The organism is Bradyrhizobium sp. WCU1 (assembly GCF_053474805.1).
Genome location: NZ_CM130280.1, coordinates 1,357,622 through 1,376,859 on the forward strand (window position 1 = coordinate 1,357,622; position 19,238 = coordinate 1,376,859).

Below are 19,238 nucleotides of genomic sequence, written 5' to 3' on the forward strand. Positions count from 1 at the left end.
GGCCGTTGTTTCAGACGCCCAGCGCAAAGCGTCCGGCGGCGACGCGGGTGGAATCATCCTGCGGAGTATGGACGCGGCCGCACAATACATCGCGATAATGCCGCTCCAGCGGATTGGTTCGCGACAGGCCGTGATTGCTGGTCAGCGACAAGGCATCCTCCACCACTGCTGCGGCGTTATTGGTCACCGTCAGCTTGATGATGTTAGACTCGATCGCGGACAGCGGAAAGCCATTATCGAAATCGGAAGCAAAGCTGTCGATCAGCCGCGCATTCACCGCAAGCCGCGCCTCGATGCCGCCGGCCACCTCCTGCATCCGTGGCAGCGTCGCCAGCGGCGCGCCGAGATTGGCGGGCACCCGCTCCTTGAGGAATTTGACCAGCCAGTCGCGGGCGGCGCGGGCGATACCGTCATAGATCGCGGCAACGAAGATCGCATGCACGGTCGCCTGGGTAACGTCCGGAACCTTCCAATCGTCGGGCTTGCGGACGTCGATCTCGTAGTCCAACGGGAACACGACGTCGTCGAAGACCACGGTGTGGCTGCCGCTGGCGCGCAGGCCGAGATGATCCCAGGTTTCCTCGATCCGTGTTCCCGGCAATCCGGCCGGAACCAGAAACTGGCCGACACGGGTGTCCTGTTCGTCGGTTTTCGCCCAGACCGCGTACCATTTCAGGATCGGGGCTCCGGTCGAATAGATCTTGCGGCCGGTCAGCCGCCAGCCGGTTTCGGTGCGGCGCGCAATGGTCGCCGGCAGGCCGCCGCGCGCGGGCGAGCCGAGCTCGGGCTCGACCCGCAGCGCGTTGATCAGCGCCACGCCCTCCACCGTCTCCTTCGCAAGCTTGCGCGACAGCCGGGCAGGCCAACGCGTGCTGCGCGCCATCACCAGATGCTGGATGTAATGCATCGACAGCACCAGCGCGGTCGACGGATCGGCCTTGCCGATGATGCCGAGCACGCGCGTGGCATCGCGCGCGCCCGCCCCGCTCCCGCCAAGCGCCGCTGGCACGGTCAGCGCCAGCAGGCCTTCGCGCGACAGATCGGCGAAATTCTCGAATGGAAAGCTGGCGTCACGGTCATGTGCGGCGGCACGGCCGGCAAACACATCGGCGAGCCGCAACGCACGCGCAATGTGTTCCGGCTCATTCGCCTGCGGCAGCTCCCTCGCCGCCGTCGTCACCACGTCGCCTCCAGCCCGAGCAGCCCGAGGATCTGCTTGCGCAGGTCCGCGAGATAGGGATCGCCGCGATGCCGCGGATACGGCCTGGCGACCGCGATGTCGGCCTTGATCCGCGCCGGCCGGTCGGAGAGCACGATGACGCGGTTGGCGAGCACCAGCGCCTCCTCGACGTCATGGGTGACCAGCAGCGTGGTAAACCCCTTGCGCTGCCACAACGCCACGAGCTCGGACTGCATCGCGATCCGCGTCAGCGAGTCGAGCTTGCCGAGCGGCTCGTCGAGCACCAGGATCTTCGGATCGTTGACCAGCGCGCGCGCCAGCGCCACGCGCTGTGCCATGCCGCCGGAAAGCTGGTGTGGATAGGCGTTGCGGAACGAGGACAGGCCGACCAGCTCGATGACCTCATCGACGCGGTGCCGTTGCGCCTTCAGGATGCCCTGCGCCTCCAGCCCGAGCGCCACATTGTCCCAGACCGTGCGCCACGGAAACAGCGTCGGATCCTGGAACACGACGACACGCGACGGATGCGGGCCCGTGATGCGCGCATCATCCTCCCGCAGCGAGCCGGCGCGCGGCTTCTCGAGCCCCGCGACCAGCCGCAGCAAAGTCGACTTGCCGCAACCGGACGGGCCGAGCAGCGCGACGAACTCGCCGGGTGCGATCGAAAGGCTGACATTGTCGAGCACCGGCAGGGTCGCGCCGTCGATATCGAAGGCGTGGCTGACGCCCTCGATGTCGAGCTCGGCGCCGACGGCGGGATAGGTGATCGCCTCGGCGGCGGACTGCACTACCATTTGACGACGCCCTTCTGCCAGACCAGCAGGCGGTCGCGGGTCTTGAACAGCAGCGTGATCGCGCCGGAGCAGAGCAGCGACATCACGATCAGCGCCGCATACATGTTGGAATACGCCGCCCAGCCCTGCGCCCATTGCAGATACCAGCCGAGCCCCGCCTTGACGCCGATCATCTCGGCGACGACGAGAACCGCAAAGGACGAGCCGAGCCCCATGAACAGGCCGACGAACACATGCGGCAGCGCGGCGGGGATCGCGACCTTGAGCACCAGGAATGACGGCTTGGCGCCGAGCGTGCGCGCGACGTCGTAATAGGCGCTGCTGACGCTGGCGACACCTGACCAGGTCAAGACCGTCACCGGGAAGCCGGTGGCAAGCGCGATCAGGAAGGTCGAGGCGCTCCAGCTCGACGGGAAGGTGAAGAAGGCGATCGGCAGCCAGGCCGTGGCCGGCAGCGGACCGATGAAGCGCAGCACCGGATGCACCCAGTAGCCGATCTTCTGCGACCAGCCGATCGAGACGCCGGTGACGAAGCCGACGGTTGCGCCGATGATGTAGCCGCCGAGCTGCAGCTTGACCGAGGCGAACACGCTGTCGAGCAGCTTTGGCAGGTCGTCGGTATAGACTTCAAGGATCGCCTGCGGCGGCGGGAAGAACGGCAGCGGCAGCCAGGCGAATTTCGCGGTCGCGACCTCCCATAACGTGACGAAGGCGCCGAAAGCCAGCAGCCACGGCGCACGCTTGCGCAGCGCCTGCCCGGCGCTGCCGAGATAATCCGCGCTGAACGTGCCGAACAGGATAAAGGCCGCGATGACGATGGCGCCGATGCCGAGCGATCCGGTCCGCGACCAGTCACCGACATCGGGCCAATAGAGGCATGAGAGACCGAACGCCGCCCATGCAAGGCTAGCCGCAAGCCCGACACCGTAGCTGCCGGAGATATCCGCGAATGTGACCGCAGCGCGCGGCGCGGCCGCGGCGGTCGCGTCAGACACTGAATACGTCGACATAGATCCGCTCCGCGAATTTGGCCGTATCCGTGCTCTGCTTGAACACCTGCACCGATTTCAGATCGTCGGCGTAGCCCTTCAGCTCGCGCTTCAGCACCTCGCCGGTCGGATGATGGTGATGGGTGTGGTAACGCGCCATCGCTTCGAGATCGGCGAGGCTCGCCGCCTTCGGCGCGTAGGGCTGGAACGATTTCGCCGCCTTGTCCGGGTTCTGCGAGGTGAACATCGCGGCATCGAGCAGCGCCTGCGTTATGGCACGCGCGACGTGCGGCTCCTCGCGGACCAGGCTGCCGCGCAGGCCGACGATGCAGCAGCTCTTGTCGCGGTATTCGCCGTCGAGATTGGAGGCAACCTCCTTGTATTGCGTATCCTTCAGCCAGAGATAGGCCAGCGGGTCGGACGACAGGAACGCCTGCACCTCGCCCTTCTCGACCGCGACGTTCAAGAGATTGCCCGGATAGGCGCGCCAGTCGACGTCCTTGACCGGATCGATGCCGAGCTTGGAGAGCTGGATCGAGAAGAAGTTCTTGTCGGGGCCGGCGAGGTCGCCGACCGCGACGATCTTGCCCTTGAGGTCGGCGAGCTTGCCGATGCCGGAACTGGTGCGGGTCAACACCCGCATGCAGCCGCCATGGGTGCCGGCGGCGATCTTGACGTCAAACCCCTGTTCGAGCGGCTTCAGCCAGCGCAGCGCCATGCCGAGCCCGGCATCGCTCTTGCCGGTGGCGATCGCCTCCAGCAACTGGTCGGTCGAGCCGGAATAATTGACGAGCTCGACATCGAGGTTCTGCTTCTGGAAGAAGCCGTGGTCGATCGCAACCGGAAGCGGCGCGAGGCAGACCGCACCGGCGTTCCACGACAGTTTCAGCTTGCGCGGCGCACCTGACAGCGGCGGCGTATCGGACGCGGTCTTGCAGATCGGGAATTCGGAGAAGTCGATCGCCGGCGTGATCGGGCGCGGCGCGAAGGCCTGCGCGCTATAGGCGCCGATCGGCGCGGCAAAGGCTGCTGCGGCGCCCGCACGCAGCAATGTGCGGCGATCCATCACCGTCTTCTTGTTGGTCGACATTTTCACTCCTGCATTTCGGCAAGGCTCCGCCCCACGCGCAAATCGTCATGACCTGCACGCCCCGTCGTTCGAAGCTCAAGGTTCAGAAAAAGCGGATTTCTCCGGCGCTATTGCACTCAAAGCAACCCTCAAATGATGCGGCGCGACAAGTTCACCGTCAATGAAATGGAATTTCGAATGTGGTCGGTGCGGCAGCCGATCTCTCCACGATCGCATCGCGCGACGATGAAAGGATTTTCGCTGTCGGCACGGCGCAGAGACGCGGCGCGGACACTGCGATTGCATCAAATTTGAGCGGCTAGCGACCGCACGCACGATGTCTTCTACGCGCGACCTGCTCGACGAGATCATCCTTGTCGTAGCGTCCGCGAATTCAGATTTCCGTTTCGTTGACGGCGAGCGGCTTGCTCATAGACTTGGTCGAACGCTGCCGCGCCTTTCGCCGAGCAACGACTGAATCAGAAAGAAAAACCGACATGCACAAACTCGCCCGCTCGGGCTCTCGCCATTCCCTCACTCGCCGCACCGCGGCCGCGCTGATCACGGCGGTGATCACGCTGTCAACATCGGCGGCGGCGTTCGCGGCCGACGCGATCGTGCTGCGGGTCGGCGACCAGAAGGGAGGCAACCGCTCGCTGCTCGAGATCTCCGGCCTCGCCAAGGACCTGCCCTACAAGATCGAGTGGTCGGAATTCCCGGCCGCTGCCCCGATCCTGGAAGCGATCAATGCCGGCGCGCTGGAAGTCGGCTATACCGGCGATCTGTCCTTCCTTACGGTCTATGCCTCGGGCGCGCCGATCAAGGCGATCGGCGGCACCCGGTCCGACGCGCGGACGCAGGCGATCCTGGTGCGCGGGGATTCGCCGATCAAGTCGGCGGCCGACCTGAAGGGCAAGCGCCTTGCCGGCACGCGCGGCGGCTGGGGCCAGTTCCTGATCAACGCGACGCTGGAGAAGGCCGGCAGCCGGATCGAGGATGCGACCTTCGCCCCGCTCGGCCCGGTCGATGCCAAGATCGCGCTGCTCGCCGGCTCGATCGACGCCTGGGCGGTGTGGGAGCCCTACATCTCCTACGCGACATTGAAGGACAAGGCGCGGGTCGTCGCCGACGGCGAGGGCCTGACGCCGACCATCACCTTCATCGTCGCATCCGACAACGCGATCGCGACCAAGCGCGCCGCGGTGCAGGACCTTGTGCAGCGGCTCAACAAGGCGCGGCTGTGGTCACTCGACCATCTCGCGGAATACGCTGGGAGCACGGCCGAGCTCACCAAGCTGCCGGAAGACGTGCTGCTCGCCGCCTACACCGCGCAGAAGACCTCGCCGATCGCGATCGACGAGGCCGTGGTGAAGGAGGTACAGGCCGCATCTGACCGCGCCACGCGCTATGGCATCCTCGGCAAGACGCTCGATGTCAGCAAGGCCGTCGATCGCAGCTTTACGGCTGGCGCGAGCTCGAACTAGGCCGCGCGCACACCTCCCCTTGAAAAGGACGCGTATGACGTTGGTGTCCGTAGACTCCGTTCCGCCTCTCCCGCTTGCGGGGGAGGCCGACGCGCGCTCAGCGCGCGGTGGGTGGGGGCTCTCTCCACGATATGCCTCGGGAAGAGACCCGCACCCCAACCCTCCCCCGCAAGCGGGAGAGGGAGCCGAGCGACGTGCTCACCTGACGAGGTGACTCACCCCGCATAACCATGGAGACCCCCGATGTCCGGCCCGCTCCATCTCGCCCTGATCGTCACGGCACACCTGCTCTGCATGACCTTGTTGGTCGCGCTGTCGGTTTGATAGCGTCGCTCCGGGACCTTGATCCATCGGAGAAAACAACAATGAACCTATCGATGAAAGACCGCGTCGCGGTGGTCACCGGCGGCAGCAAGGGCATCGGGATCGCGGTGGCGCGGCGGTTTGCGGAGTCCGGCGCCAAGGTCGCGATCCTCGCCCGCGGCGCAGCCGATCTCGCGGCGGCGCGCGAGGCGCTCGCCAAGGACGGGCTCGTGGTGCGGGATTACGTCTGCGACGTCGCCAAGGCCGCCGACATCAGCAAGGCCCATGACAAGATCGTCGCCGATCTCGGCGGGATCGACGTGCTGGTCAACAACGCCGGCACCGCGCGCACGCTGGCGTTCGAGAGCATCAGCGACGAGGCCTGGCAGGAGGACCTCGACCTCAAACTGTTCGCCGCGATCCGCTTCAGCCGGCTGGTCTGGCCGGGCATGAAGCAGCGCAAATGGGGCCGCATCATCAACGTGCTCAACACTTTCGCCAAGGCGCCGGCCGGCAATTCGGCGCCGACCTCGGTGTCGCGCGCGGCCGGCATGGCGCTGACCAAGGTCATGGCCAATGAGGGCGGCGAGCACAACATCCTGGTGAATGCGTTGCTGGTCGGCCTGATCATGAGCGATCAATGGGTCAAGCGGCATGCTGCCCAGGCGCCGAACACGGATTTCGAGGAATTCGCCAAGGGCCTTGCCAGGGGGACGCCGCTCGGCCGCATCGGCACGGCGGAGGAATTCGCCAACCTCGCCTGCTTCCTGGCCTCGGAACAGGGATCCTACATCACCGGCACCGCCATCAATGTCGACGGTGGCCGCTCGCCGGTGGTCTAGCACTTCGGCTTCGATCCAGTCGAAGCCGAAGTGCCAGGGTCTTGCTTTGGCAGGCAGCAACCTACGGCAGGAAGCGACGGCTCAAAAGCAAAAGGCCTCCGTCACCGGAGGCCTTCTATTCTTAAACCGCGTCCTTGGCGGCCTTGACCGGCCGTGCGCGGACGATCTTCCGGGCCGGCTTGGCCTTGAACATCATCTCTTCGCCGGTGAAGGGGTTGGTGCCCTTGCGCGCCTTGGTCGCAGGCTTCTTGACGACAACGAACTTCGCGAAGCCGGGGACGAGGAACACCCCGGCCTTCTTCAGCTCCTTGTGGCCGACATCGACGAGCGAGTCCAAAACGTTCTTGACGTCGCGCTTGGAGAGTTCGGTGGTGGTCGCGATCTTCTCGATCACTTGCGACTTCGACAGTTGGGTAGCCATGGTTGCTCCATTGATTCTGGAGTGGGCACGATATGGCGGAAAACGCCGAGAAAAACAGTGTTTTCTGCACTCACCCCAGCAATATCGCTGTGGACAGCCCCCGAATCAGTGATTTTTCCAGTGTTTTTTCCAGTCAAGGCACTTCCGACCCCTAAAATTATAGCGTTTGCGCGGCTTCGGGGCTCCCGAAGCGGCCGCTCGAGAGAATCACCCGAACACATCTCGCGCCGCCGGCCTGCGACGACGCGGCGCGCAATCCGGGTTGCGACGCGCCGCAATGCGCCACTTCAGGTTTCGGAAACGATCCTCCAAAAGGCCGAGCCATTAGAAAACGACTTGGGTTCGACTCGGGTTCCCATTCCAAGGTAACATCACAGAGGGGCGCCACGCCGATCGGCCGGCCGCCCGATGCAAGCCTTTATGTAAGTTCTGGAGACCCGCGTATGGATTTGAGCCGCCTCGAGATCAACCGCCGCACGGCCCTGCTGACCTCGGCCGCGATTGCGGCAAATGTCATCAATCCGATGCGGGCCTTCGCGCAGGAGACCCCGCGCAAGGGCGGCGTGTTCAACGTCCACTACGGCGCCGAGCAGCGCCAGCTCAATCCGAGCATCCAGGCCTCCACCGGGGTCTACATCATCGGCGGCAAGATCCAGGAGAACCTGGTCGACCTCGATGCCCAGGGACAGCCGGTCGGCGTGCTGGCCGAGAGCTGGGAGGCGACGCCGGACGGCAAGACCGTCACCTTCAAGCTGCGCAAGGGCATCACATGGCACGATGGCAAGCCGTTCACCTCGGAGGACGTCGCCTTCACCGCGATGAACATGTGGAAGAAGATCCTCAACTACGGATCGACGCTGCAGCTGTTCCTCACCTCGGTCGATACGCCCGATCCGCAGACCGCGATCTTCCGCTACGAGCGGCCGATGCCGCTGAACCTGCTGCTCCGCGCCCTGCCCGACCTCGGCTATGTCTCCGCAAAACATCTCTATGAGAGCGGCGATATCCGCCAGAACCCGACCAATCTGGCGCCGGTCGGCACCGGCCCGTTCAAATTCGTCAAATATGAGCGCGGGCAATACATCATCGCCGACCGCAACCCGGATTACTGGCGGCCGAACGCGCCTTATCTCGACCGCATCGTCTGGAAGGTGATCACCGACCGCGCCGCCGCGGCCGCGCAGATGGAGGCCGGCGAGCTGCATTACAGCCCGTTCTCCGGGCTGACGATCTCGGACATGGCCCGGCTCGGCAAGGACAAGCGCTTCATCGTCCAGACCAAGGGCAATGAGGGCAACGCCCGCACCAACACCATCGAGTTCAACTTCCGCCGCAAGGAATTGTCCGACATCCGCGTTCGCCGCGCCATCGCGCATGCGATCAACGTGCCGTTCTTCATCGAGAATTTCCTGGGCGATTTCGCCAAGCTCGGCACCGGCCCGATCCCCTCGACCTCGACCGACTTCTATCCCGGGCCGAACACGCCGCAATATCCCTATGACAAGGCCAAGGCGATCGCGCTGCTCGATGAGGCCGGCTTCAAGGCCAGTGGCGGCAACCGCTTCGCGCTGAAGCTCTTGCCGGCGCCGTGGGGCGAGGACATCTCGCTGTGGTCGACCTTCATCCAGCAGTCGCTGGGCGAAGTCGGCATCCAGGTCGACATCGTGCGGAACGACGGCGGCGGCTTCCTCAAGCAGGTCTATGACGATCACGCCTTCGACCTCGCCACCGGCTGGCACCAGTACCGCAACGATCCCGCGGTCTCGACCACGGTGTGGTACCGCTCCGGCCAGCCCAAGGGCGCGCCGTGGACCAACCAATGGGGCTGGGAGGACAAGACCGTCGATGCCACCATCGACAATGCCGCCACCGAAGTCGATCCGGTGAAGCGCAAGGCGCTGTACGCCGAATTCGTCAAGGAGGTGAACACCGAGCTGCCGGTCTGGATGCCGATCGAGCAGATCTTCGTCACCGTGATTACGGCCAAGGCGCGCAACCACTCCAACACCCCACGCTGGGGCTCGGCGAGCTGGCACGATCTTTGGCTGAGTGCATGAGGCCGCTTCTCCCGCTCCCCGTTTCTTCACGGGGAGAGGGTTGTGGTGAGGGGCCCTCTCCGCAATTTCGATCCATCGACAGACCTGTACCCCCTCACCCGGATCGCATCTGACGATGCGATCCGACCTCTCCCCGCAAGCGGGGCGAGGTGACCGAGAGGCCAGTGTCCACGTCGTCTGAAACCGCTATAGATGAAGCATGCGTATCCTGAGCCTTGCGGGGCGGCGGCTCGCCGCCTCGATTCCGACCTTGTTCCTGATCCTGATCGGCGTGTTCCTGCTGTTGCAGCTCGCACCCGGCGACACCGTCGATGCGCTGATGGCGCAGATGGGCGGCGGCGATGCCGCGACCGCCGAGGCGCTGCGCAAGTTTTACGGGCTCGACCTCTCGGTTCCGGCGCAGCTCGGCAATTATCTGTGGCATCTGGTGCGGCTCGATCTCGGATTCTCCTCGATCTACGGCAAGCCGGTGGCGACCGTGATCCTGGAACGGCTGCCGCCGACCATCCTGTTGATGACCGCGTCGCTGTCGTTTGCGTTCTTCTTCGGCCTCGTGTTCGGCGTGATCGCCTCGCGTGGCGTCAACCGCTGGCCGGATACGCTGATCTCCACACTCGGCCTGATCTTCTACGCCACGCCTTCGTTCTGGTTCGGGCTGATGGCGATCGTGGTGTTCTCGGTCTATCTGCAATGGCTGCCGCCGGGCGGCTTCGAAGACATCGGCACCGTGCAGACCGGGATCTGGCGCGTGCTCGACATCGCCGCCCACCTGGTGCTGCCGACGCTGACGCTCGGGCTGATCTTCCTTGCGATCTATCTGCGCATTATGCGCGCTTCGATGCTCGAGGTCTTGAACCTCGATTTCGTCCGCACCGCCCGCGCCAAGGGGCTGGACGAGACGCACGTCATCACCCGCCACGTGCTGCGCAACGCGCTGCTGCCGATGGTGACGCTGATCGGATTGCAGGCCGGCACCATGCTCGGCGGCTCTGTCGTGGTGGAGAGCGTGTTCTCGCTGCCCGGCCTCGGCCGCCTCGCCTATGAATCGGTCGTGCAGCGCGACCTCAACACACTGCTCGGCATCGTCTTCGTGTCCGCGCTGCTCGTGATATCGGTGAACTTCGTGGTCGACCTGCTCTACGCGCGGCTCGATCCGCGCATCGCGGCGGAGGGCTGACGATGGATGCGGTGAAACGCTACTTCCGCAGCCCGGCTGCGGTGATCGGCCTGATCCTGCTGCTGCTCATCATCGCGATGGCCGTCAGCGCCGGCTTCCTGTATCCGCGCGATCCGCTCGCGCTGGCGGGCCGGCCGCTGGTCTGGCCGTTCTCCAACCCGCGATTCCTGCTCGGTACCGACAATTCCGGGCGCGACATCGCCGCCCAGATCTTCTACGGCGCGCGGATTTCGCTCCTGATCGGCGGGGTCGCCACCGTGATCGCGATCGTGATCGGCATCCTGGTCGGCGCCTTCGCGGGCTATTATGGCGGCTGGGTCGACAATGTCCTGATGCGGATCACCGAGGCGTTCCAGACCTTGCCGAACTTCGTGCTGCTGCTGGTGCTGGTCGCGGTGTTCGGCTCGACCCTGACCACGGTGACCATTGCAGTCGGCGTGGTGTCGTGGCCGGCGCCGGCGCGGCTGACCCGCGCCGAGTTCCTGTCGCTGCGCAACCGCGAATTCGTCCAGGCCGGCAAGACGCTCGGCATGAAGGACCTCCAGTTGATCCTCGGCGAGATCCTGCCCAACGCGCTGCCGCCGGTCATCGTCTATGCCAGCGTGGTGATGGCGGTCGCGATCCTGCTGGAAAGCGCGCTCGCTTTCTTAAGGCTGTCCGATCCCAACGTCGCCTCCTGGGGCAATCTGATCGGGCTCGGCCGCGACGTGCTGCGCGTGCAGTGGTACGTCTCGGCAATCCCCGGCATCGCGATCCTCGTCACCGTGCTGGCGGTGTCGCTGGTCGGCCAGGGCCTCAACGATGCGCTCAATCCGAGGCTGAAGAGCCGATGAGCGAAGCTGTCCTTTCGCTCGACGGCCTGACCGTGCGCCTGCCCAGGGGCGCCGACCGGCCGCATGCGCTGTCCGACGTCTCATTGTCTGTCGCGTCGAACGAGATCCTCTGCGTGGTCGGCGAGTCCGGCTCCGGCAAGTCGATGATGGCCAACGCCATCATGCGGCTTCTGCCCAACGAGGTGACGATCGAACGGGGCCGGATGATGTTCGAGGGCCGCGACCTCTGCGCCGCAGATGGCGCCGCCATGCGCGAGGTCCGCGGCGCGGGGATCGCGATGATCTTCCAGGAGCCGATGACCGCGCTCAATCCGTTGCGCACCATCGGCGACCAGATCGGCGAGATGTTTGCGATCCACACCGGCCTGTCCAAGGCTGAGATCAACGCGCGGGTGCTGGCGCTGCTCGAAGACGTTCGGATCTCCGATCCGAAGGCGGCTGCGAAAGCCTACCCGCACGAGCTGTCCGGCGGCCAACGCCAGCGCGCCATGATCGCGATGGCGCTGGCGCTCGACCCGAAACTCCTGATCGCGGACGAGCCGACCACCGCGCTCGACGTCACGACCCAGGCGCAGATCCTGAAACTGATCCGCGATCTGCAGCAGCGCAAGAAGACCGCGGTGCTGTTCATCACCCATGATTTCGGTGTGGTCGCCGAGATCGCCGATCGCGTCGTGGTGATGCAGCACGGCGCCATCGTCGAGCAAGGCGCGGCCGACACGGTACTGAACGATCCGCAGCATCCCTATACAAGGCAATTGATTGCCGCCGTGCCGCCGCTGACGACGCCACCGCCGCGCATCCTGTCCGGCAAGACCATCCTGACCATCGACGGCGTCTCCAAGACCTATCGCACCGGCGGCTTCCTCGGTCGCGGCGCGCGGATCACGGAAGCCGTCAAGAACGTCTCGCTGCGCCTGCCGCGCGGCGCGACGCTCGGCATCGTCGGCGAGTCCGGCTCGGGCAAATCGACGCTGGCGCGCTGCATCGTGCGGCTGATCGACCCCGATGCCGGCTCGATCGTACTCGCCGGCAAGGACTGGGCGAAGCTCGGCCGCGACGAGATCAGGCGCGAGACCCGCCACATCCAGATGGTGTTCCAGGACCCGTTCGCCTCGCTCAATCCGCGCCGCAAGGCGACCGAGCTGGTGGCGCAGGGGCCGATCGTGCATGGCACCGGACGCGCCACCGCGATTGCGGAAGCACGAAAACTGTTCGAGCTGGTCGGGCTCGACCCTTCCGCCGGCGACCGCTTCCCGCACGAATTCTCCGGCGGCCAGCGACAGCGCATCGGGCTGGCACGGGCATTGGCACTCAGGCCCGACGTGCTGGTCGCGGACGAGCCGGTCTCGGCGCTCGACGTCTCGGTGCAGGCACAAGTCTTGAGGTTGCTCGCCGAGCTGCGGCAGCAGCTCGGCCTGTCCATCATCTTCATCACACACGATCTGCGCGTCGCCGCGCAGATCTGCGACCTCATCGCGGTCATGAAGGATGGCGCCGTGGTCGAGCAAGGGATGACCGCCGAGGTGTTCGGCAGGCCGCAGCATCCCTATACGCAGGCGCTGCTTTCGGCGATCCCCGGCGGCGACTTCACGCGCAAGCGCGATGCCTTGATCGCCTGATCGGGCCACGCGCTTGGCGGCGGTCCTTACCTGGAGCGGTGCGAGGCGAGCACTTGCTCCGCCCAGCGCAGCAGCTCGAAGCGATCGCCCCTGACCGGTTCCTGGGCGTCGCGGCGCCGGTAGAGCACCAGCATCCAGGGCGCGAGCTTGCGCAACAAGCCGTGCGCCACATACTGCACCGGCTCGGTGAACGGCAGCGCCAGCTCATTGTCGGGCACGCCCTGGACTGCCCGCGCCAATTCGCGGCCGAGCGGGATGGTCAGCGCGACGGCGCGGCCGTTGCAGCCGGTCCAGCCATAGGCGTTCGGTCCGAGCCGGTGCATCCGCGGCAGGAAATCCGCGGTCATCCCGACATAGCCGTTCCAGACATAGTCGAACGAGACCTCGCCGATCTGCGGCCACAATCGCTGCAACCGCTCGGTCAACCGCGCCTTCAGCCGCCCGGTCTTGTCGCCGAACCCGAGCACGGCGCCGCCGGTGACGAGGCGATTGCGGGCATCGTAGCGCGCGAAATACAGCTCGCCATGGGTGTCCGACATCGCCTGCCGGCCGGGGATGATGGTTTTGCGGACGTTGTCCGACAGCGGCTGCGTCGCCATCTGCCAGGACAGCACCGGCATCACCTCGGTCGCGATCTCGGGCACCAACGATTTCGCGAACTCGCCGCTATAGGCATTGGTCGCGACCACCAGCGCACGACCCGAGATTTCGCCCTTCTCGGTCTTCACCACCCAGCGATCGCCGCGGCGCTCGAAACTCAGCGCCGGCGAACGGGCATAGATCCGTCCACCGAGGCCGAGCACGGTGCGCGCAAGGCCGCGCGCCAGTGCCAGCGGATTGACGTGACCGCCGGTCCTGTTCCAGAAACCGCCGTACCAGGCATCCGAGCCGAGCATGTCGCGGGTCTGGTCGCGCGAGAGCAATTCGACCGGCGCGCCGAATTTCGACCATTGCTGCACCCGCCGCTCCGCGATCTTGATGCGGCCAGGCGAGTGCACCGGCTGCACCCAGCCGGCCTGCTCCTGCTCGGCCGCGATATCGTAGCGCTTGACGATTTCGAACAGCATGGCCGCGCTGTCGCGCAGCATCGCGACGAAGCGCTCACCGGCGGAGCCATGCCGCTTGATGATGTCATCGGGATCGGGGCGCGACAGCGTCGGGATCACCTGCCCGTTGTTGCGGCCCGAGGCGCCCCAGCCCGGCTCGGCCGCCTCGACGATCGCGACGTCGACATTGGCCTCGCGCAGATGCAGCGCGGTCGACAGCCCGGTGAAGCCGCCGCCGATGATGACGACATCAGCCTGCTGCGCGCCGGTCAATTCGGGGCAATCGGGGCCTGACGGCGTCACGGCGGCCCAGAGCGAATTGGGCCAGCGCACGGCATTGCTGCTCATCATGATCCTTTCTTGCGGGTGCCCGGTCATTCTGGTTAGCTTTACTCTACTCACTCATTCCAGCCGGGAAGACAAGAAGTGGCACTCAAGAACGTCATCGGAATCGATCACGCCGTGGTCATGGTCAAGGACCTCGACAAGGCCGCCGAAAATTACAAACGGCTCGGCTTCACCGTGTCGCCGCGCGGCACCCACAGCGCGCATATGGGATCGGGCAACTACACCATCATGTTCGACCCCGACTACATGGAATTGCTCGGCGTGCTGACGCCGACCGAACACAATGCCCCGGCGCGCGCCTTCCTCGAGAAGCGTGGCGAAGGCATCGAGCGGATCGCGTTCACCGCGGTGGATTCCGCCGAAGGCGCCGAGGAGATCCGCGCGCGCGGCTATCCGCCGGTTGGGCCGACCGATTTCGAGCGCCCGGTGACCTTGCCGAACGGCACCATCTCCGCGGCAAAATTCCGCACCTTCCAATGGCCGACGGCAGAAGCGCCCGGCGGCGTCCGCATCTTCGCCTGCCAGCACAAGACCCGCGAGACGGTGTGGATTCCCGAATTGATGACGCACGCCAATGGGGCAAAGCGCCTCAAGCAGGTCCTCATCGTCTCGCCCGATCCCGCGACTGACGCCGCGCATCTCTCCAAGATGATCGACATCGCCGTCAGGAACGATGCCGACGGTGCGATTGCGATGCCGTCCGGCGGCGATCGCGCCGACTTCGTGTTCCTGACCAGGGATCAACTCGGCAAGCGCTATCCCGGCGTGTCGCTGGATGGCCTGTCCGATCGCGGCGGCGCCGGCCTCGTCATCGCAGCCGACCTTGCCGCGACCGAGAAAGCGCTCGGCGCGACCGGCGTGAAGGGCGGCAACGGCATCACCGTGCCGCCGGCTTCCGCGAACGGCACCCTGCTCGCCTTCGTCAAGGCATAGCTGCCCGACGTCGCGCGGCGCTGCATCATGCGGCGTCGCCACTCAAGCATCGATGCGAACTTTGATCGCATCGATGCTGTACCTGCATCGGTTGATGCTCGATCCGTCCGGAAAACCGGTGTTCACTTTTCCAGATCATGCTCTAGTATCTCTCCCAAACAAGAACCGTCCCAGGGGAGAGAAACATGTCGCATCACCTGATCTCGCGCCGGCAGATGCTGGCCGGCACGGCAGCCGCAGGCGCGGTTGGATTGGCCGGATTTCCGGCCCGCGCCGAGGTCAACTGGAAGAAATATTCCGGCACCTCGCTCGAAGTCAGCCTCGCCAAGGGACCGCGCGGCGACAATCTGCAAAAATACATCAAGGAATTCACCGAGCTCACCGGCGTCAAGGTGGAATCGGAGCAAGTCCCGGAGCAACAGCAGCGCCAGAAATGCGTGATCGAGCTGTCCTCGGGCAAGCCGAGCTTCGATGTCGTTCACCTCAGCTATCACGTGCAGAAGCGGCAATTCGAGAAAGCCGGCTGGCTCGCCGACATGTCGGGCTTCCTCAAGGATCCAAGCTTGACGCTGCCGGATCTGGTCGAGAGCGACTTCTCCGCAGCTGGCCTGCAATATGCGCGCAACGACAAGGGCCAGATGCTGTCGCTGCCGTGGTCGGTCGACTACTTCATCCTCTACTACAACAAGGATCTGTTCCAGAAAAAGGGCGTCGAAGTCCCGAAGACGCTGGACGAGATGGCGGTCGCTGCCGAGAAGCTGACCGACCCGAAGGAAGGCGTCTACGGTTTCGTCGGCCGCGGCCTGCGCAACGCCAACATGGCGATGTGGAGCAACTTCTATTTGAATTATGGCGGCGAATTCCTCGATGCCAAGGGCAACATCCTGTCCGACGGTCCCGAGGCTATTGAAGCCACCAAACTCTATCAGCGGCTGCTGACCAAATGCGCGCCGCCCGGCGTCGCCGGCTTCAACTGGATGGAGTCGATGGCTTCCTTTACCCAGGGACGCGCCGCGATGTGGATCGACGCCACCGGCTGGGCGCCACCGATCGAAGATCCAACCGCCTCGCGCGTGCCCGGCAAGGTCGGCTACACCGTGGTCCCGGCCGGACCCAAGGGCCACTTCTCATCCACGTATGGTGACGGCCTCGGCATCGCCGCCGCCAGCAAGAACAAGGAAGCCGCCTATCTGCTCTGCCAATGGGCGGTCTCGCGCGGCCAGGGCACGCGCTTGATCCAGGCTGGTGGCGGCGTGCCGTTCCGTAGCTCGATCGTCGACGATCCCGAGGTTGCGAAGGGCGTCAAGACCAAGGAATGGCTGCAATCGGTGATCGATTCCTCGAAGATCTCGAAGCTTGGCCTGCCGGTGATCATCCCGGTCGCCGAGTATCGCGACATCGTCGGCGCGGCGCTGACCGCGACGCTGTCGGGCGCCGATCCCGCCACCGAATTGAAGAAGGCGCACGATCAGTTCCGCCCGATCCTGGAGCGCAGTGAAAAAGCGTGAGCGTGGTGACACAAGCTTCTCCGGCCGCGGCCGAAACCGCCGCGCCGGAGCGCGAATGGCGCAAGCCATCCTACTGGCCCTTCGTGATCCCGGCCCTGGTGGTGGTGCTCGCGGTCATCATCTTCCCGTGGGTCTTCACGATCTGGATGAGCTTCCAGGAATGGAAGGTCGGCTCGCCCACCACCTTCGTCGGGCTCGCCAACTATTTGCGGCTGCCGACCGATCCGCGCTTCGTCGAAGCGGTCGGCCACACGCTGTCCTACACGGCGCTGTCGGTCGTGCTGCCGCTGGTGTTTGGCACGCTGGCGGCTGTCGTGTTTCACCAGAAATTCGCCGCGCGCGGCTTTCTGCGCGGCATCTTCATCATGCCGATGATGGCAACCCCGGTGGCGATCGCACTGGTGTGGACCATGATGTTCCACCCGCAGCTCGGCGTGCTGAACTATCTGCTGTCGTTGGTCGGCCTGCCGCCGCAGCTCTGGGTGTTCAACCCGACGACGGTGATCCCCTCGCTGGTGCTGGTCGAGACCTGGCAATGGACGCCGCTGGTGATGCTGATCGTGCTCGGCGGCCTCGCCGCGATCCCGACCGAACCCTATGAGAGCGCGCAGATCGACGGCGCCAATTTCTGGCAGGTGTTCCGCTTCATCACGCTACCTCTGATCATGCCGTTCCTGTTCATCGCCGGAATGATCCGGATGATCGATGCGGTGAAGAGTTTCGACATCATCTTCGCGATCACCCAGGGCGGGCCGGGTTCGGCGTCGGAGACCATCAACGTCTATCTCTACAGCGTCGCCTTCGTCTATTACGACCTCGGCTACGGCTCGGCGATCGCGGTGGTGTTCTTCCTCCTCATCGTCGCGCTGGCGGCGCTGCTGCTGTACTTGCGCAAGCGCCTGCTGTGGACCTCGCAGCTCGGGAGCGAGGCATGAACCTGCGTCAGATCCTCGGGCAGATCGGGCTGTGGCTGTCGGTGTTCGTCATCGTCTCGCCGGCGATCCTGTTCTTCCTCTGGATGGGCTCGCTGTCGCTGAAATTCGAGATCGACAACGCCTCCTATCCGCCGGTGTTCTTCCCGGAGCACATCGCCTGGAAGAACTATGCCGACGTGTTCGCGTCCAACCGCTTCCTGACCTATTTCAGCAACAGCCTGATCGTCACCGGCTGCGCCACGGGCCTTGCGATGCTGGTCGGCGTGCCGGCGGGCTACGGGATTGCGCGGATGGCGGCGCACAAATCGGCGATCGTGATCCTGATCGCGCGCATCACGCCGGGCCTGTCGTATCTGATCCCGCTGTTCCTGCTGTTCCAGTGGCTCGGCCTGCTCGGCACGCTGGTGCCGCAGATCATCATCCATCTCGTGGTCACGGTGCCGATCGTGATCTGGATCATGATCGGCTATTTCGAGACCACGCCGCTGGAGCTGGAGGAAGCCGCGCTGATCGACGGCGCCACGCGGTGGCAGGTGTTCCGCCATGTCGCGCTGCCGATCGCGAGGCCCGGGCTTGCGGTCGCCTTCATCCTCGCGGTGATTTTCTCCTGGAACAACTTCGTCTTCGGCATCGTGCTGGCCGGGCGCGAGACCCGCACGCTGCCGGTCGCAGTCTACAACATGATCTCGTTCGACCAATTGAGCTGGGGCCCGCTCGCCGCCGCCGCTTTGATCGTGACGGCGCCGGTGCTGCTGCTCACAGTGATGGCGCAGCGGCAGATCGTCGCCGGGCTGACGGCGGGCGCGGTGAAGGGTGGCTAGACCAGGCCAATATGAAGTTATCGGCCGTCACGGGGGCTCGGCCAAAATATCGCAAAACAACCCCATGCAAAGTAGCCGTCGGCGGCCAACCTTCGACGATGCAACTTGACACGTCGGGCAACTCAGGGATATTATTCTAATATTCCGAAATTTGGCGTCGTGCCCTAGCCGGCGAGCGCCTTCAGCACTGCGGCGGAATCGGCGACCCAGCCGAAAATGCCGCCCTGGGCCTTGATCATCTTCAGGCCCATCTCATGGAATTCCGGGAAGTAGGACGCGCAGCCGTCCGAGATCACGACGCAGCGATAACCGCGGTCGTTGGCCTCGCGCACCGTGGTGTTGACGCAGACTTCGGTGGTGACGCCGCAGACCAGCAGATTCTCGATGCCGTATTTCCTGAGGATGTCACTGAGCTCGGTGGCGTAGAACGCGCCCTTGCCGGGCTTGTCGATCACGATCTCGCTGTCCAGCGGATAGAGTTCGGGGATGATGTCATGCCCGGCCTCGCCGCGGATCAGGATCCGTCCCATCGGTCCGGGATCGCCGATCCGTAAGGACGGCGCGCCGCGCTCGAGCTTGGCCGGCGGCGCGTCGGACAGATCGGGCAGATGGCCCTCACGGGTATGAACCACGAGCAGGCCTGCGTCGCGCACCACCGCGAGCACCGCGGCGATCGGCTGCACCGCGCGGGCGAGCTGGCTGACGTCGTTGCCGAGCGTCTCGCCGAAGCCGCCAGGCTCCATGAAATCGCGCTGCATGTCGATGATGACGAGCGCGGTCCTGCTCCAGTCGAGCGTGATCGGCGCCGGCTCCGCCGCGATGGTCCCGCCTGAATTCGCCATGGCGCACGCTCCGAATGCGAGAAGACCCGCGCTT

17 protein-coding genes are annotated in these 19,238 nt (G+C 65.1%); 10 read left to right on the plus strand and 7 right to left on the minus strand.

The window, feature by feature from the left end:
• Positions 1-10 precede the first annotated feature (10 nt).
• Genes ACTUWL_RS06145 through ACTUWL_RS06160 form a run of 4 tightly spaced genes read right to left on the minus strand, consistent with a single transcriptional unit; the run spans position 11 to position 4,053 of the window.
• Complete coding sequence (locus ACTUWL_RS06145) at positions 11-1,183, minus strand: acyl-CoA dehydrogenase family protein (RefSeq protein WP_035650401.1); 1,173 nt, start codon at positions 1,181-1,183, stop codon at positions 11-13.
• A complete protein-coding gene (locus tag ACTUWL_RS06150; protein ID WP_021077429.1) occupies positions 1,177-1,974 on the minus strand; it encodes an ABC transporter ATP-binding protein in 798 nt (265 codons plus the stop codon). The genes ACTUWL_RS06145 and ACTUWL_RS06150 overlap by 7 nt, the downstream gene beginning before the upstream one ends.
• The gene (locus ACTUWL_RS06155; protein WP_021077430.1) at positions 1,968-2,984 is read right to left on the minus strand and encodes an ABC transporter permease; all 1,017 of its coding nucleotides are present in this window, start codon (positions 2,982-2,984) and stop codon (positions 1,968-1,970) included. The genes ACTUWL_RS06150 and ACTUWL_RS06155 overlap by 7 nt, the downstream gene beginning before the upstream one ends.
• Positions 2,962-4,053, minus strand: coding sequence for an ABC transporter substrate-binding protein (locus tag ACTUWL_RS06160; RefSeq protein WP_021077431.1), 1,092 nt, complete (start codon positions 4,051-4,053; stop codon positions 2,962-2,964). The genes ACTUWL_RS06155 and ACTUWL_RS06160 overlap by 23 nt, the downstream gene beginning before the upstream one ends.
• 476 nt (positions 4,054-4,529) lie before the next feature.
• Here ACTUWL_RS06160 and ACTUWL_RS06165 point away from each other — a divergent pair, with 476 nt between their 5' ends.
• Both ACTUWL_RS06165 and ACTUWL_RS06170 read left to right on the plus strand, forming a co-directional pair.
• Entirely contained in the window at positions 4,530-5,516 is a 987-nt protein-coding gene (locus ACTUWL_RS06165) for an ABC transporter substrate-binding protein (RefSeq protein ID WP_021077432.1), read from the plus strand.
• A gap of 365 nt (positions 5,517-5,881) precedes the next feature.
• On the plus strand, positions 5,882-6,661 hold the full coding sequence (locus ACTUWL_RS06170) for an SDR family oxidoreductase (protein WP_021077433.1): 780 nt from the start codon (positions 5,882-5,884) through the stop codon (positions 6,659-6,661).
• A 121-nt stretch (positions 6,662-6,782) separates the two neighbouring features.
• Here the strand turns inward: ACTUWL_RS06170 and ACTUWL_RS06175 are convergent, their stop codons facing one another.
• Positions 6,783-7,082 carry an HU family DNA-binding protein gene (locus ACTUWL_RS06175; protein ID WP_021077434.1) on the minus strand — a complete coding sequence of 100 codons (300 nt, stop codon included), beginning with the start codon at positions 7,080-7,082 and terminating at the stop codon, positions 6,783-6,785.
• A gap of 443 nt (positions 7,083-7,525) precedes the next feature.
• On the opposite strand from ACTUWL_RS06175, the gene ACTUWL_RS06180 reads away from it, so the two are divergent.
• From ACTUWL_RS06180 to ACTUWL_RS06195, 4 genes are all read left to right on the plus strand, one after another.
• On the plus strand, positions 7,526-9,139 hold the full coding sequence (locus ACTUWL_RS06180; protein WP_021077435.1) for an ABC transporter substrate-binding protein: 1,614 nt from the start codon (positions 7,526-7,528) through the stop codon (positions 9,137-9,139).
• Between the two features lie 199 nt (positions 9,140-9,338).
• On the plus strand, positions 9,339-10,316 hold the full coding sequence (locus ACTUWL_RS06185) for an ABC transporter permease (protein WP_021077436.1): 978 nt from the start codon (positions 9,339-9,341) through the stop codon (positions 10,314-10,316).
• A gap of 2 nt (positions 10,317-10,318) precedes the next feature.
• On the plus strand, positions 10,319-11,149 hold the full coding sequence (locus ACTUWL_RS06190) for an ABC transporter permease (RefSeq protein WP_021077437.1): 831 nt from the start codon (positions 10,319-10,321) through the stop codon (positions 11,147-11,149).
• Positions 11,146-12,771: an ABC transporter ATP-binding protein gene (locus tag ACTUWL_RS06195; protein WP_106940339.1), complete on the plus strand. Its 1,626-nt coding sequence runs from the start codon at positions 11,146-11,148 to the stop codon at positions 12,769-12,771. Before ACTUWL_RS06190 ends, ACTUWL_RS06195 begins: the two co-directional genes overlap by 4 nt.
• Before the next feature lie 26 nt (positions 12,772-12,797).
• Here the strand turns inward: ACTUWL_RS06195 and ACTUWL_RS06200 are convergent, their stop codons facing one another.
• Complete coding sequence (locus ACTUWL_RS06200; RefSeq protein ID WP_021077440.1) at positions 12,798-14,165, minus strand: NAD(P)/FAD-dependent oxidoreductase; 1,368 nt, start codon at positions 14,163-14,165, stop codon at positions 12,798-12,800.
• 78 nt (positions 14,166-14,243) lie between these two features.
• Here ACTUWL_RS06200 and ACTUWL_RS06205 point away from each other — a divergent pair, with 78 nt between their 5' ends.
• The 4 genes from ACTUWL_RS06205 to ACTUWL_RS06220 all read left to right on the plus strand — a co-directional run bounded on the left by ACTUWL_RS06205 (position 14,244) and on the right by ACTUWL_RS06220 (position 18,362).
• Positions 14,244-15,098 carry a VOC family protein gene (locus ACTUWL_RS06205; protein WP_021077441.1) on the plus strand — a complete coding sequence of 285 codons (855 nt, stop codon included), beginning with the start codon at positions 14,244-14,246 and terminating at the stop codon, positions 15,096-15,098.
• A gap of 185 nt (positions 15,099-15,283) precedes the next feature.
• Positions 15,284-16,606 (plus strand): ABC transporter substrate-binding protein, encoded by a 1,323-nt coding sequence (locus tag ACTUWL_RS06210; RefSeq protein WP_021077442.1) that lies wholly within the window; start codon positions 15,284-15,286, stop codon positions 16,604-16,606.
• Positions 16,603-17,541 (plus strand): carbohydrate ABC transporter permease, encoded by a 939-nt coding sequence (locus tag ACTUWL_RS06215; protein WP_021077443.1) that lies wholly within the window; start codon positions 16,603-16,605, stop codon positions 17,539-17,541. Before ACTUWL_RS06210 ends, ACTUWL_RS06215 begins: the two co-directional genes overlap by 4 nt.
• A complete protein-coding gene (locus tag ACTUWL_RS06220) occupies positions 17,538-18,362 on the plus strand; it encodes a carbohydrate ABC transporter permease (protein WP_021077444.1) in 825 nt (274 codons plus the stop codon). Before ACTUWL_RS06215 ends, ACTUWL_RS06220 begins: the two co-directional genes overlap by 4 nt.
• A 164-nt stretch (positions 18,363-18,526) precedes the next feature.
• Here ACTUWL_RS06220 and ACTUWL_RS06225 read toward each other — a convergent pair whose 3' ends face one another.
• Positions 18,527-19,204 carry a cysteine hydrolase family protein gene (locus ACTUWL_RS06225; protein WP_021077445.1) on the minus strand — a complete coding sequence of 226 codons (678 nt, stop codon included), beginning with the start codon at positions 19,202-19,204 and terminating at the stop codon, positions 18,527-18,529.
• Positions 19,205-19,238 lie beyond the last annotated feature (34 nt).